This is a genomic window from Mycobacterium sp. MFM001 (assembly GCF_003402475.1).
Taxonomy (GTDB): Bacteria; Actinomycetota; Actinomycetes; order Mycobacteriales; family Mycobacteriaceae; genus Mycobacterium.
Genome location: NZ_BFAB01000002.1, coordinates 118,568 through 132,290, shown reverse-complemented (window position 1 = coordinate 132,290; position 13,723 = coordinate 118,568). Strand labels below are relative to the sequence as shown.

Genomic DNA, 13,723 nt, shown 5'->3' with positions numbered 1-13,723 from the left:
CCCTTCTGGCGGCGGACAGGTTGCCCGGTATTTAACCCGCTGGGGCTTTCAGAAACGGAGAATTCTTCGGCAGAGGGGACCAATGGCCGGCAATCGGTGACCAACGGCCCTGAAAACGCGCCGTTTCGATTCCTAACGTGAGTATCGGAAAATCCGCTGGCCCGGTAAGGGGGTCGCGATGAATGACTTTCGAGTCGCCCCGTCGGTTGTGGTCGGTGTCGACGGGTCGCGGGCGGCGTTGCGGGCAGCGGTCTGGGCGGTGGACGAGGCCGTCAGCCGGGACGTTCCGCTGCGCCTGATTTATGTCACCGCGGATCACCGTCAACTCGCCGACGCCCGGGTGGCGCTGAACGAGGCGCAGCGGGCGGCCGAGGCCTCCGGGCAGCCGGTCAAGGTCGAAACCGAGATCCTGCGCGGCGAGCCGCTGGCCACACTGGCCCGGGAGTCGCGGACGGCGGTCATGGTCTGTGTCGGTTCGATCGGGACCAAGCATGCATGCCACGGTGTCGGTTCCGTCGCGGCAGCTTTGCCCGGTTCGGCCCGCTGCCCGGTGGCGGTCATCCGCGCATCGCAGTCCGGGGCCCCAAAATCCCGCAGCGTCGTCGTCGAAGCAGACAATGGTGTGGTGCTGCGACGTGCGTTCGAGGAGGCGAGGCTGCGGGGCGCAGTGCTGCGCACGGTCGGCACCTGGCGGGCCGAGGCGCCCGACGACATCGCCGACGGCAGCCGGTTGGTCCGGGCACAACTGAACCGGCAGATCGCCCGCTGGACACGGCGGTATCCCGACGTGAAAGTCGAGCCGATGGTGGTTCGCGGCGCCCTCTGCGACTATTTGGCGAAGAACACCGGGTTCGCCGAGGTATTCGTGAGCGGCCGCGGCGACGTGGGTCGCGTCGGATGCTCGGTGCTCACGGTGCCGTGCAGCAACCTGTAGGGAGGGACCGCGGTTGGTCAGCGTCTTTCTGGTCGACGATCACGAGGTGGTCCGGCGCGGGTTGATCGACCTGCTGGGCGCCGACCCCGACCTTCAAGTCGTCGGTGAGGCCGGCTCCGTCGCCGAAGCGATGGCCAGAATCCCTGCGGCGCGCCCGGACGTCGCGGTCCTCGACGTTCGGCTGCCCGACGGCAACGGGATCGAACTGTGCCGAGACTTGCTCTCCGCGATGCCCGACTTGCGCTGCCTGATATTGACGTCGTATACCTCCGATCAGGCGATGCTCGACGCAATTCTGGCCGGCGCCAGCGGCTACGTCGTCAAGGACATCAAGGGAATGGAATTGGCCCGCGCCGTCAAGGATGTCGGGGCCGGGCGTTCGCTGCTCGACAACCGTGCGGCGGCGGCGTTGATGGCCAAGCTGCGCGGGGCGGCCGCGGAGCCCGATCCGCTGTCCGACCTGACTGACCAGGAACGCGTATTGCTGGGACTGCTGGCAGAAGGCCTGACCAACAGGCAGATCGCCGACCGAATGTTCTTGGCCGAGAAGACCGTCAAGAATTACGTGTCGCGGCTGCTGGCCAAGCTGGGCATGGAGCGCCGAACCCAGGCCGCGGTCTTCGCGGCCAAGTTGCAGCGGCCGCGGAGCGACAGCAATGGCTGAACGCCAGGGTCCACATCCGTTGCGCCACACTCTTTCTCAGCTGCGTCTGCGTGAGCTGCTGGTCGAGGTGCAAGAGCGGGTCGGCCAGATCGTGGAGGGCCGCGACCGCCTCGACGGGCTGATGGAGGCGATGCTGGCCGTCACCTCCGGGCTGGAGCTCGACACCACGTTGCGCACTATCGTGCACACCGCCACCGACCTCGTCGACGCGCAATACGGCGCCCTGGAGGTGCACGACCCCGAGCATCGCGTCGTCGGCTTCGTCTACGAGGGCATCGACGACGAAACCTTCGGGCGCATAGGGCAACTGCCCGAAGGCCGCGGCGTGGTGGGCCTGCTGATCGACGACCCGAGGCCCCTTCGCCTGGACAACATCGCCGATCACCCGGCATCGGTCGGATTCCCGGCCAACCACCCGGTGATGCGGACATTCCTCGGTGTGCCGATCCGTATCACCGATCGCGTCTTCGGCAATCTGTACCTGGCCGAGAAGGCCGACGGGGAGCGGTTCAGCGAGGACGACGAGGTTCTGGTGCAGGCGCTGGCGGCGGCGGCCGGCATCGCGATCGAGAACGCGCGGCTGTATCAGCAGGCCACAGCGCGACAGTCGTGGATCGAGGCGACCCGCGACATCGCCACCGAACTGCTGTCCGGCGCCGAGCCGGCGACGGTGTTCCGGCTGATCGCCGAAAGGGCGCTTCACTTGACCGACGCCGAAGCCGCGCTGGTGGCCATTCCCGTCGACGAGGATCAGCCTGCCGCGGACGTGGCGGAGCTTCTGGTGGTCGAAACCGTCGGCGATGCCGCGAAGCCTGCTGGGGGCCAAACGGTTCCGGTGGCGGGCACCGCGGTCGGGCAGGTGTTCACCGAACGCTCGCCGCAGCGGTTGCCGCGCGTCACGTTCGACGGCGTCACGGACGCCGGGCCCGCACTGGTCCTGCCGCTGCGCACCACCGACACCGTCGTCGGCGTGGTGGTGGTGTTCCGGGCCGACAAGGCAGCCCCTTTCACCGACGAACAACGGGACATGATGGCCGCGTTCGCCGATCAGGCGGCACTGGCCTGGCAGTTGGCCAGTTCGCAGCGGCGGATGAGGGAACTCGACGTGTTGACCGAACGAGACCGGATCGCCCGCGACCTGCACGACCACGTCATCCAGCAACTGTTCGCGGTGGGCCTGTCACTGCAGGGCGCTGTCCCGCGGGCGCGCAACTCCGAAGTGCGGCGACGGCTCTCCGATGCCGTCGATGACCTGCAAGCGGTGATTCAGGAGATCCGCACCACGATCTTCGACCTGCAGGGCGCCTCGTCCGGGACGACCCGCCTGCGGCAGCGGATCGACGAGGCGGTGGCACAGTTCGCGGGCTCGGGGCTGCGCACCACGGTCCACTTCACCGGGCCGCTGTCTGTGGTCGACGCGGCGTTGGCCGACCACGCGGAAGCCGTTGTGCGCGAAGCGGTCAGCAACGCGGCCCGGCATGCCCACGCGAGCGCGTTGACCGTGCAGGTGTCTGTCGACGACGACCTGCGCATCGAGGTCAGCGACGACGGGTGCGGGATGCCGGACAATCTCACCGAGAGCGGCTTGACCAACCTGCGTCGGCGCGCAGAAGAAGCCGGCGGTGCGTTCGCCGTCGAAAGCTCGCCCGAGGGAACTGTGTTGCGATGGTCGGCGCCGCTAGTGGGCCAGTAGCACGGGGTGCCCGGTGCCGGCCCACTCGACGGTGTCGTCGACTGCGCGCCGGGGCGTCGGCGGCAGCGGGTCCGCGTTCACCGGCGCCCAGCCCACTCGAAGCAACATCTGCGGGAATCCGCTGGCGCCGAAGACATCCGAGCGCAGCACGGCCCGGGTTTCGGTGATCTCCAGCGGTTCGGTGATCGGGCAGCTGGCCAATCCCATCGCCGTCGCGGTCAACAACACCACGCTGGTTGCTTCGCCGGCACGCAGCCGGGCCAGCCGGTCGTCGGTCTGGGTTCCCAGGGCCAGTATGACGGCGTTGTCGTCGGCGGGTGACACGCCGGGTGGCTGTGCCAGCGCGGGACCCGCGAACAGCCGTCCGGGTATCGCCGCGGTGGGATCGGGCGCCGGTGTGTTGCGTGCCGGTACGCCCTTCACCGAGCCGTACCGCCCGCTCCACGCGGTGAGTTCGGCGAGGTACTCATAGTCGGTGACGTGACGCCAGACCGCCTGCGCGACAATCTGGTTGAGTCGGTCGACGGTGTCGATTCGCCGCAGCATCACCCCGCTGCGGGCGGCGCGCGCCGCCATCAGCGCAATGTCGCCCGCGGCCACCGGCCAGGCGCTGTAAATTCGCCGATCGGTCCGGCGTCGCGGGATTGCGGCAGCCAGCATGACGTCGACCTGCTCCACGTCGCGGCAGCACGTACGGATTGTCGCCAGGTGATCGGGGTTGTCCGGGTCGGGGAACCGCTCTACCGTGGCCCGCCAGCCCATCGCCGCGAGCGCGATCACGCAATGATTCAGCGCCGCACCGCAACTCAACATCAGATCGCGGCCGTCGGGGTCGGTGCTGGGCAGCTGTAAATCGGGGTCGACGTAGAGATGCACCGCGTCGTCGGTGACCTGCCAGCGCCACGGCTGGGAGTTGTAGATCGACGGCGCGCGGGCGGCCAACGTCAGGACCGTGCGGATGGTGTCGGTGCCCGGGAAGGGTGTGTTCATCGGGCGTCACCTTCGTTCCTCGCAGAGGTTTTGCCACTCTTAGGATCCCGCGCGGTCGTCGCGCCGCCCAGAGCAAGAAGGCCTTGGCTCGAAAGGACTTTGTGCCTTGGGATCCTGACTGTCGCCGGGTGGTCCGGCAGCGTATTTAGAGTAGTATAGTCCGTTATAAAGCCCGAAGGATGACGGCGTCGGCCTCGGCGAAAGGGCGGGCTCATGGAGTGTCTGCGCATCCGGGAGACGGTGTGACCGCCTTTGCAGCCGGTCCCGTCACGGAGTTGGCCCCGGCTCGGCCTTACCCGCCGAGGGCCGGCTTCAAAGGGACTCTCCTCTACAAGCTGGTGACCACCACCGATCACAAGTTGATCGGCGTCATGTACATGGTTACGACGTTCACATTTTTCTTCGCTGGTGGGCTGATGGCGTTGCTGATGCGCGCCGAACTGGCCGCGCCGGGCCTGCAGTTCCTATCAAACGAGCAGTACAACCAGTTGTTCACCATGCACGGCACCATCATGCTGCTGCTGTACGCCACTCCGATCGTCTTCGGTTTCGCCAACCTGGTGCTGCCGCTGCAGATCGGCGCGCCCGATGTGGCCTTCCCGCGGCTGAACGCGCTCAGTTATTGGCTGTATCTGTTCGGGGCGTTGATCACCGTTTCCGGATTCATCACCCCGGGCGGGGCAGCCGACTTCGGCTGGACGGCCTACACGCCGCTCAGTGGCGCCGTCCACTCCACAGGCGCCGGAGGGGACCTATGGATCATGGGTCTAATCGTCGCGGGGTTGGGCACGATCCTGGGCGCGGTCAACATGATCACGACCGTCGTCTGCATGCGCGCGCCTGGTATGACGATGTTCCGGATGCCGATCTTCACCTGGAACATCCTGATTACCTCGATCATGGTGCTGATGGCCTTCCCGCTGCTGACCGCGGCGCTGTTCGGGCTTGCCTATGACCGGCACCTGGGCGCCCACATCTATGAGGCATCTAACGGTGGAGCCGTCCTGTGGCAGCACCTGTTCTGGTTCTTTGGCCATCCCGAGGTCTACATCGTTGCGCTGCCATTCTTCGGTATCGTCACCGAAATCTTCCCTGTGTTCTCCCGCAAACCGCTGTTCGGTTACACCACAATGGTTTACGCGACAATGACGATCGCGGGGCTGTCGACGGCGGTATGGGCGCACCACATGTTCGCCACTGGTGCCGTGCTGCTGCCGTTCTTCAGCTTCATGTCTTACATGATCGCCGTGCCGACGGGAATCAAGTTCTTCAACTGGATCGGCACCATGTGGAAGGGCCAGTTGACGTTTGAGACACCGATGCTGTTCTCGATCGGGTTTGCGATCACGTTTTTGCTTGGCGGCCTGTCTGGGGTGATCTTGGCCAGCCCACCGCTGGATTTCCATGTCACCGACACGTATTTCCTGGTCGCGCACTTCCACTACGTACTGTTCGGCACCATCGTGTTCGCCACGTTCGGCGGCGTGTACTTCTGGTTCCCGAAAATGACCGGTCGGCTGCTCGACGAGCGGTTGGGCAAGCTGCATTTCTGGTTGACGCTAATTGGTTTTCACACCACGTTTTTGGTGCAGCACTGGCTCGGCAACAAGGGCATGCCGCGTCGGTATGCCGACTACCTGCCTAGTGACGGCTTCCAAGGGCTCAACGTCGTCTCCACGATCGGCGCTTTCATCTTGGGAGCGTCGATGTTGCCGTTCGTTTGGAATGTGTTCAAGAGTTGGCGCTACGGCGAGGTCGTCACGGTCGACGACCCGTGGGGGTATGGCAACTCGCTGGAGTGGGCGACCAGCTGCCCGCCGCCGCGGCACAACTTCACCGAGCTGCCCCGCATTCGTTCGGAGCGCCCGGCATTCGAATTGCATTATCCGCACATGATGCGGCGCTTGCGCGCCGAGCTTTACGTCGGACGCTGAGGCCGTGCGGCGTTCAGCATGGCGTCGAGTTCGGGCGCGTCACCGCCGGTCAGCCGGCGGTGCATCGCCCAGGCGATCCGGGCGGCCTGAACTTTCGCCTGCTCGGCAACCGGGCCGCAAAACATTTCATCGACGGTGTTGTTCCATGTGGCCAGCCACCGCAGGAAGTGGCGGGCGGACAATGCCGTGCGGTGGTGGACATGTCGGTGGGCGTTCAGTGCGCTGCCCTTGTAGAGTCCGGCCCGAAACAGCACTGTCTCCCAGAAGTCGCACATCACGGGAATATGCGCGTCCAGTCCGGTGACTTCCCGCACTTCGCTGAACGGCGTGGCGAGGACTTCGTCGACGAGTACCCGACCGTAAAACCGGCGCAGCAACGCCTCAATGTCATTGCGATCGGCCAGATCTGCGCATGCTTGGTCTGGTAGCGCTTGTACGTCAGTCACGGGCGATCACCCTGGCGACGCAAAGTTCCGGTCCGACGAAGGGCTCCAACTCGGCTCGCAACGTTGATCGTGCCTCGCTTTTCGGCTCGGAGATCAGGCCTTCCAGCAATCCGCGGTGCAGGGCGCACCCCACCTCGGGGCGGGCGGCGGCCAGTTCGCGTACCGGGCAGGCGTGCAGGCGGATGGTTCGTACGGCAGGGTCGTCGGGCCGGGTCAGTTCGGGCCCGAATCCCATCCGCTCGAAGATCTCCGCGGTGCGCGCCGAGCGGTGGTCGAGAGCCGTCCCGGGCTCATCGACTTCGCTAATAGAGCCGGCGGTCAGGCGTTGAGCCCATCGCCGTCCGGCATGTTCGGCGCGGCGGCGGCGCTTCTCGATGGTGTCGCCGAGTTCCAGCGCCAAGATCTCGGCAAGCGCTTGGTAGTCCAACTGGCCCTGCACGGAGACGTAGCCGGTGCGAGGACGGCCAACGCCGCTCGAAGCGATTCGGGTGCGCGCGACAACGCCTTGGTCGCAGAGCGCGTCGAGATGGAACCGCACCGTGGTCACATGCAGCCCCATTTGCGAAGCTAGTTCCGCCGCGTCGATCGGCCCGTCGTGCTCGCGGACCAGGTGAAGAACCCGCTCGCGCTGGCGGTTGCGCGGCCACCGGTGCGCCGGCCGGGCCTGCTGCTTGTCGTCCACTCGCGTGCTCCCCCTCAGGCCTGTTTTAGAGGATATTATTCCTCAATATTAGCCTGTCCGTCGTCCTGCAGCGGCTCTCTCGCCGGGTAACCTCGCTCACGTGCTGTTGGCCTCGCTGAACCCCGCCGCTGCGACCGATCTCGGCGATGCGGTGAGCATCGGCGGCGTCACGTTGAGCCGCAGCGACCTGGTCGGCGCCGCGACATCGGTGGCCGAACGGGTCGGCGGTGCGGGCCGGGTCGCGGTGCTGGCCACGCCGAGTGCGCCGACCGTGCTGGCGATCACCGGTTGCCTGCTGGCCGGCGTGCCGGTGGTGCCGGTGCCCGCCGACGTCGGGCAGGCCGAGCGACGCCACATCCTCACCGACTCCGGTGCGCAGGCATGGCTGGGGGAGACCCCCGACGAGCCGGAGGGTCTGCCGCACGTCCCGGTGCGGCTGCATGCCCGTTCGTGGCACCGCTATCCGGAGCCGGCGCCGGAGTCCACCGCGCTGATCATCTACACGTCGGGCACTACCGGCCCGCCCAAGGGGGTGCAGCTGAGCCGGCAGGCGATCGCGGCCGACCTCGACGCCTTGGCCGAAGCCTGGCAGTGGACGGCCGACGATGTCTTGGTGCACGGCCTGCCGCTGTTCCATGTGCACGGCCTGGTGCTGGGACTGCTCGGCTCGCTGCGGGTGGGAAACCGCTTCGTGCACACCGGTAAACCGACGCCTGAGGGCTACGCCGAGGCGGGCGGGACGCTGTATTTCGGTGTGCCGACGGTGTGGTCGCGGGTGGTCGCCGACACGGCCGCGGCCGAGGCGCTGCGACCGGCGCGGCTGCTGGTGTCCGGCAGCGCGCCGCTACCGGTGCCGGTGTTCGACCGGCTGGTCGCGCTCACCGGCCACGCGCCCGTCGAGCGGTACGGCAGTACCGAGTCGCTGATCACGCTGTCCACCCGGGCCGACGGCGAACGCCGCCCCGGTTGGGTGGGCCTGCCGCTGGCCGGCATCGAGACCCGGCTGGTCGACGAGGCCGGCGGCCCTGTGCCGCATGACGGGGAAACCATTGGGCGCCTTCAGGTTCGGGGGCCGACGCTGTTCGACGGTTACCTGAACCGGCCAGACGCCACCGCCGAGGCATTCGACGCCGACGGCTGGTATCGCACCGGGGATGTCGCGGTCGTCGACTCCGGCGGTATGCACCGCATCGTGGGCCGCGAGTCGGTCGACCTGATCAAGTCCGGGGGTTACCGCGTCGGCGCGGGCGAAATCGAGACGGCGCTGCTGGGACATCCCGGTGTGCGTGAGGCAGCGGTGGTCGGGTTGCCCGACGAGGACCTGGGCCAGCGGATTGTGGCCTTCGTCGTCGGTGACGCCGACTCGGATTCGCTGATCGACTATGTGGCGGGCCAACTTTCGGTGCACAAGCGGCCGCGTGAGGTGCGGGTCGTCGACAGCCTGCCGCGCAACGCGATGGGCAAGGTGCTCAAGAAAGAGCTGCTCGGCTGATTCGCGAGTGTGAAAGCCGCGACGCTGTCGCGGCGTGTCGCGTCGTGAGGTTCACACTCGCGGCAGAAGTTAGTTGGCGTGCAGGTCGGCGTTGAGGGCGATGCCCTGGCCGTCGCGGGAAACCACCTCGACGGCGCCTGTCAGCGAATTGCGGCGGAACAACATGTTGCTGCCGCCGGACAGCTCGCGCGCCTTGACCGACGTCCCGTCGGGCATCGCGACCTTGGTGCCGGCGGTGACGTACAGGCCGGCCTCGACCACACAGTCGTCACCCAGCGAGATACCCAGTCCCGAGTTGGCTCCGAGCAGGCAGCGCTTGCCGATCGAGATGACCTCACTGCCGCCGCCGGACAGCGTGCCCATGATCGAGGCGCCGCCGCCGACGTCGGAGCCGTCGTCGACCACCACGCCCGCCGAGATGCGGCCCTCGACCATCGAGGCGCCCAGCGTGCCCGCGTTGTAGTTGACGAAGCCTTCGTGCATTACCGTCGTGCCCGCCGCCAGGTGTGCGCCGAGGCGCACCCGGTCGGCGTCGGCGATGCGCACCCCGGTCGGCAGCACGTAGTCGACCATTCGCGGGAACTTGTCGACGCCGTACACGGCGACCGGCCCGCGACGACGCAGCCGCGCCCGCACCATCTCGAAACCCTCGACGGCACAAGGCCCTTGGCTCGTCCACACCACATTGGTCAGCACAGAAAAGAAGCCGTCGGCGTTGAGGCCGTGCGGCGCGACCAGCCGGTGCGAGAGCAGATGCAGCCGTAGATACGCGTCGTACGCGTCGGTGGTCTTGTCGTCCAGCGAACCGATCACGGTGCGCACCGCGACGGTCTCGGTGCCGCGATCGTCGTCGCGGCCCGCCAGGGCGGCCAGCTCGTCGGGCACTTCAGCGACCGAGAGCCGCACAGTGCCGCTCTCGCCGCCGTCGGTCAGTTCCGGTGCGGGAAACCAGGTGTCGAGGACCGACCCGTCGGCGGCCAGCGTCGCCAACCCAATACCTGAAGCTCCAGTCACGGTGGCCACGCTACTAGATGCCCGGCGGCTACCCTTGAGACCGTGCTGGACCTACGCGGCGACCCGATCGAGCTGACCGCGGCATTGGTCGACATCCCCAGCGAGTCGCGGCACGAGGCCCGCATTGCCGACGAGGTCGAGGCGGCGTTAGAAGCCCAGACGTCAGGTTTCGAGATCATTCGCAACGGCGACGCGGTGCTGGCCCGCACCCAACGAGGCAAGCCCACCCGAGTGCTGCTGGCCGGGCACCTCGACACCGTGCCGATCGCCGACAATGTGCCCAGCCGCCGCGACGGCGACATCCTGCACGGCTGCGGCACCGTCGACATGAAATCCGGTGACGCGGTTTTCCTGCACCTAGCCGCCACCGTCGCAGAACCCGCCCACGACCTGACCCTGGTGTTCTACGACTGCGAGGAAATCGAAGCCGCTGCAAACGGTTTGGGCCGCATCGAGCGCGAGCTGCCGGACTGGCTGGCCGCCGACGTGGCCATCCTCGGCGAACCCACCGACGGCTACATCGAGGCAGGCTGCCAGGGCACACTGCGCGTCGTCGTGCACGCGACCGGGACCCGCGCGCATTCTGCGCGACCATGGTTGGGCGACAACGCAATTCACAAGCTGGGCGCCGTACTGGACCGGCTCGCGGCATACCAGGCCCGCGATGTCGAGATCGACGGCTGCACTTATCGCGAGGGCCTCTCGGCGGTGCGCATCGAGGGCGGTGTGGCCGGCAACGTCATTCCCGATGCGGCGTCGGTGACGGTCAACTTCCGCTTCGCGCCGGACCGGTCGCCTTCCGATGCGCTGCAGCACGTGCACGACGTGCTCGACGGACTCGACGTGCGCATCGAACAGACCGATTCGGCCGCCGGCGCGCTGCCCGGCCTTTCCAAACCCGCCGCCAAGGCGCTGGTCGAAGCGGCGGACGGGCGGGTGCGCGCGAAATACGGCTGGACCGACGTGGCGCGGTTCGCCGCCCGCGGCATCCCGGCGGTCAACTACGGGCCGGGCGACCCCAACCTGGCGCACCGCCGCGACGAGCGGGTCCCGGTCGAGCAGATCACCGCCGCCGTCGAGATGCTGCGCCGCTACTTGACCAGCTCTGCTTGAGCAGCGGCGTCCGCGGCCGCGGGATGCAGCCCGGCGTCGGCCAGGTCGGCAGCCACCTCGGCCAGTGCGGCGGAGTCACCGGCCGCCAGCGCGCGGGCGTGCGCCAGCGTGAGTCGGCCGAGCACACAGTTCACCTCGACGGCTAACCGTTCGGCGCGGTACACCGCCCGGGTGTCGCCCAGCCGGGCGGCATCGGCCAACGCGCGCAGCGTGATCGCCGACTGCCCGCCGCGCTCGGCGGCCTGCGCGGCTTCGCGGGCGGCCTCGATCGCGGCGGTGGTGTCGCCGCGCGCCGCTTTCGACCACGCCTTGGCCAGCGCCAGTTCCGGAGTGAACAGCGCCGACTTCAGGCCGTGCCGCGACTCGGCGCGGCTGAAAACCTTTGCCGCTTCGGCTTGTTCGCCCTGCTGGCCCAGCGCCTGCGCCAGCAGCATCAGAGACAGTGGGCCCCACGAATAGCCGGTCCGCGACAGCGTGTCGGCGGCCGGCCCGAGCAGCGACACCGCGGTGGCGAAGTCGCCCTGGGCGATCGCCGCGTAGGCCACCAGCACCTCGCCGATCGCGCGGCCCGGCTGCTGCAGCTCCGCGAAATCGGTGTACCGCTGCGCCACCGTGCGCGCCGCATCCGGCCGCCCCGCCATCACCAGCGCCGTGACCCGAGCGAAACCGCTGGTGAACCGCAGCAGGCCAGGATGCTCACCGGCCAGCGCGCGGCCCGCCAGCGCCTCGACGTCGTCGAACCGCCCGATCCGGGCCGAGCACAGCGCCGCCGTCGACGCCGCCCATCCCACGCCGACCTGGTCGGCGTGCGGTGACGCCAGCACCTCGCCTGCGATCCGCAACGCGCTCAGCGGGGTGCCGGCGTTCATCGCGAACGTCGCCGCCAGCGCGTCGAGGGTGGCCCGGGCCGTCGGCGACGAGACCCGGTTGCGGGTGGTCTGCAGAAACGCAGTGGCGCGCTCCGGCTCGTCGAGCATCCAGAACTGGTTCGCCGCCCGCGGTAGCGCCCACGCCATCAGTTCGGTGTCGGTCAAGGTGTCGGGATCCACCGCGGCCAGCACTTCGCCGGCCTCCCGGCCGCGGCCCTGCCAGCCCAGCGCGTAGCCCAGCGTCAGCCGCGGCGCCAGCGCGCCCGATTTGTCCAGCGCCGCGCGGGCCAGCCGTTCGGCCAGGGCCAGGGAGCCGAGCCGCAGCGCCTGCTGCGCCGCGTTCGAAAAGTCGTAGGGTGCATCGCTGTCGATCGCCAACGCCGCCAGCCGCAGCTGGTCGGTCACGTGGTCGGAAGGACGACTCGACAACTGCCCGACAACCGCCGTACGCAGCGCCCGCGCGTCGGTCGCTCCCAGCGCGGCGCGCACTCGTTCGGTGTAGAGCGGATGGCCGGCGTACGCCACGTCGTCGTCGAAGGTCAGCGCGCCTGCCTTTTCGCCCCGCCCGACGGCATCGTCACCGGCCAGCGCCGCCAGGTCGCTGCGGTGAAGCGGTTCCGCGACGGCCAGGTAGTCCAGCGCCGCGCGAACCGGGGCCTCCAGACCGCGCAGATACTCGTCGGTCAGCGCCGCTGTCTGCTGCCGGTCCGTCGGCTCGACGTCGATGCGGGTCAGCAGGTCGTCGGTCCACAGCGCGGCCACCGCGTCGGGCAGTTCGGTCTCGGAGCGGGCAGTGACGATCAGCCGCGCCGAGCGCTTCAACGCCAGCTGATACACCAGGCCGGCCGACAGGCTGTCCAGGTCATGCGCGTCGTCGACCACGACCAGCAGATTGCCGCCTGCGACCAGCGAGTCGTGTGCGGCGCGCAGCAGCGCCGCGGGCCGGCCGATCTCGGCCACCTCGACAAGGTGGCCGAACGCGCCGAACGGAACCATCCGCAGCGACGGGGTGCCCCTCACCCACCGAACCGTCGACGGCCGGCGCGCGGTGAACCTTTCCGCGGCGGCCCGAGCTGTCAGCGTCTTGCCGACACCGTCGGGCCCTACCAGCACCGCACCGGACCGATCCAGGGCGGCCGCGACCTGATCCAGCACAGCTTCGGCCGGCGCGGCAACCCACCCAGTCGGCATCGCCGGATTTTATTGCCCGCTGCGTGCACGGCACGGCGATAGGCCGAAATACGCACCTGGATTAGGGTTTCGGTGTGTGAGTGGCAAACAGTGGGCGGTCTGTGTGTACTGCGCATCCGGGCCGACCCACCCGGAGCTGCTGGCGCTGGCCGCCCAGGTCGGCGAGGCGATCGCCGACCGCGGCTGGACTCTAGTGTGGGGCGGAGGCAACGTCTCGGCCATGGGCGCGCTGGCCACCGCGGCGCGGGCCCGCGGCGGGTGGACCGTCGGCGTGATCCCGAAAATGCTGGTCCACCGCGAGCTCGCCGACACCGACGCCGACGAGCTGATCGTCACCGACACCATGCGCGAGCGCAAACAGGTCATGGAGGACCGCGCCGACGCATTTCTCGCGCTGCCCGGCGGCATCGGCACCCTTGAGGAGCTGTTCGAGGCGTGGACCGGCGCATACCTCGGCATGCACGACAAACCCGTGGTGATGCTCGACCCCAGCGGCCACTTCGACGGGCTCCGGGCCTGGCTGTACGGACTGGTCGACAGCGGGTACGTGTCGCAGGCCGCGCTGGACCGGCTGGTGGTGGTCGACGAGGTCGGGGCTGCCCTGGACGCCTGCGCACCAGGCCCAGCAGCGCGGGCTGAGTAGTCGCGCGGCGACCCGCGGCGCCCGGCTTCGCCGCGCTTGCGATCGCCGCTAGGCTGTC

General features: G+C 68.5%; 12 protein-coding genes. 7 read left to right on the top strand and 5 right to left on the bottom strand.

Features of this window, described 5'->3' with window-relative positions:
* Positions 1–178 precede the first annotated feature (178 nt).
* Genes MFM001_RS04055 through MFM001_RS04045 form a run of 3 tightly spaced genes read left to right on the top strand, consistent with a single transcriptional unit; the run spans position 179 to position 3,291 of the window.
* Positions 179–934 (top strand): universal stress protein, encoded by a 756-nt coding sequence (locus MFM001_RS04055; protein ID WP_116373856.1) that lies wholly within the window; start codon positions 179–181, stop codon positions 932–934.
* Between the two features lie 13 nt (positions 935–947).
* Positions 948–1,598 carry a response regulator transcription factor gene (locus MFM001_RS04050; protein ID WP_045385364.1) on the top strand — a complete coding sequence of 217 codons (651 nt, stop codon included), beginning with the start codon at positions 948–950 and terminating at the stop codon, positions 1,596–1,598.
* Positions 1,591–3,291 carry a GAF domain-containing sensor histidine kinase gene (locus MFM001_RS04045; protein ID WP_116373855.1) on the top strand — a complete coding sequence of 567 codons (1,701 nt, stop codon included), beginning with the start codon at positions 1,591–1,593 and terminating at the stop codon, positions 3,289–3,291. Before MFM001_RS04050 ends, MFM001_RS04045 begins: the two co-directional genes overlap by 8 nt.
* Here the strand turns inward: MFM001_RS04045 and MFM001_RS04040 are convergent.
* Positions 3,277–4,281 carry an NAD(P)H nitroreductase gene (locus tag MFM001_RS04040; protein WP_116373853.1) on the bottom strand — a complete coding sequence of 335 codons (1,005 nt, stop codon included), beginning with the start codon at positions 4,279–4,281 and terminating at the stop codon, positions 3,277–3,279. The two genes, MFM001_RS04045 and MFM001_RS04040, sit on opposite strands and share 15 nt — an antisense overlap.
* Before the next feature lie 242 nt (positions 4,282–4,523).
* Between MFM001_RS04040 and ctaD the strand changes: the two genes are divergently transcribed.
* A complete protein-coding gene (gene ctaD / locus MFM001_RS04035) occupies positions 4,524–6,215 on the top strand; it encodes a cytochrome c oxidase subunit I (protein ID WP_116373851.1) in 1,692 nt (563 codons plus the stop codon).
* On the opposite strand, the gene MFM001_RS04030 is transcribed toward ctaD, so the two are convergent.
* Together MFM001_RS04030 and MFM001_RS04025 are read right to left on the bottom strand one after the other, a co-directional pair.
* Positions 6,200–6,661 carry a group III truncated hemoglobin gene (locus tag MFM001_RS04030; RefSeq protein ID WP_116373849.1) on the bottom strand — a complete coding sequence of 154 codons (462 nt, stop codon included), beginning with the start codon at positions 6,659–6,661 and terminating at the stop codon, positions 6,200–6,202. The genes ctaD and MFM001_RS04030 overlap by 16 nt on opposite strands.
* Entirely contained in the window at positions 6,654–7,343 is a 690-nt protein-coding gene (locus MFM001_RS04025) for a metalloregulator ArsR/SmtB family transcription factor (protein WP_116373847.1), read from the bottom strand. Before MFM001_RS04025 ends, MFM001_RS04030 begins: the two co-directional genes overlap by 8 nt.
* Before the next feature lie 100 nt (positions 7,344–7,443).
* Between MFM001_RS04025 and MFM001_RS04020 the strand changes: the two genes are divergently transcribed.
* On the top strand, positions 7,444–8,835 hold the full coding sequence (locus tag MFM001_RS04020) for an acyl-CoA synthetase (protein ID WP_116373845.1): 1,392 nt from the start codon (positions 7,444–7,446) through the stop codon (positions 8,833–8,835).
* A gap of 69 nt (positions 8,836–8,904) precedes the next feature.
* Here MFM001_RS04020 and dapD read toward each other — a convergent pair whose 3' ends face one another.
* Positions 8,905–9,858, bottom strand: a complete 954-nt coding sequence (gene dapD, locus MFM001_RS04015; protein ID WP_116373843.1) for a 2,3,4,5-tetrahydropyridine-2,6-dicarboxylate N-succinyltransferase — start codon at positions 9,856–9,858, stop codon at positions 8,905–8,907.
* Between the two features lie 33 nt (positions 9,859–9,891).
* Between dapD and dapE the strand changes: the two genes are divergently transcribed.
* Positions 9,892–10,962 (top strand): succinyl-diaminopimelate desuccinylase, encoded by a 1,071-nt coding sequence (gene dapE / locus MFM001_RS04010; protein ID WP_116373841.1) that lies wholly within the window; start codon positions 9,892–9,894, stop codon positions 10,960–10,962.
* Here the strand turns inward: dapE and MFM001_RS04005 are convergent.
* Positions 10,941–13,022 (bottom strand): ATP-binding protein, encoded by a 2,082-nt coding sequence (locus MFM001_RS04005; protein WP_116373839.1) that lies wholly within the window; start codon positions 13,020–13,022, stop codon positions 10,941–10,943. The genes dapE and MFM001_RS04005 overlap by 22 nt on opposite strands.
* Before the next feature lie 76 nt (positions 13,023–13,098).
* Here MFM001_RS04005 and MFM001_RS04000 point away from each other — a divergent pair, with 76 nt between their 5' ends.
* Entirely contained in the window at positions 13,099–13,665 is a 567-nt protein-coding gene (locus MFM001_RS04000) for a TIGR00730 family Rossman fold protein (RefSeq protein ID WP_116373837.1), read from the top strand.
* Positions 13,666–13,723: the final 58 nt, after the last annotated feature.

Excerpts from the sequence above, each read along its gene's own strand:
- MFM001_RS04040 (WP_116373853.1), bottom strand. The coding sequence starts at position 4,281 with ATGAACACACCCTTCCCGGGCACCGACACCATCCGCACGGTCCTGACG.
- MFM001_RS04005 (WP_116373839.1), bottom strand. The coding sequence starts at position 13,022 with ATGCCGACTGGGTGGGTTGCCGCGCCGGCCGAAGCTGTGCTGGATCAG.
- MFM001_RS04055 (WP_116373856.1), top strand. The coding sequence starts at position 179 with ATGAATGACTTTCGAGTCGCCCCGTCGGTTGTGGTCGGTGTCGACGGG.
- MFM001_RS04045 (WP_116373855.1), top strand. The coding sequence starts at position 1,591 with ATGGCTGAACGCCAGGGTCCACATCCGTTGCGCCACACTCTTTCTCAG.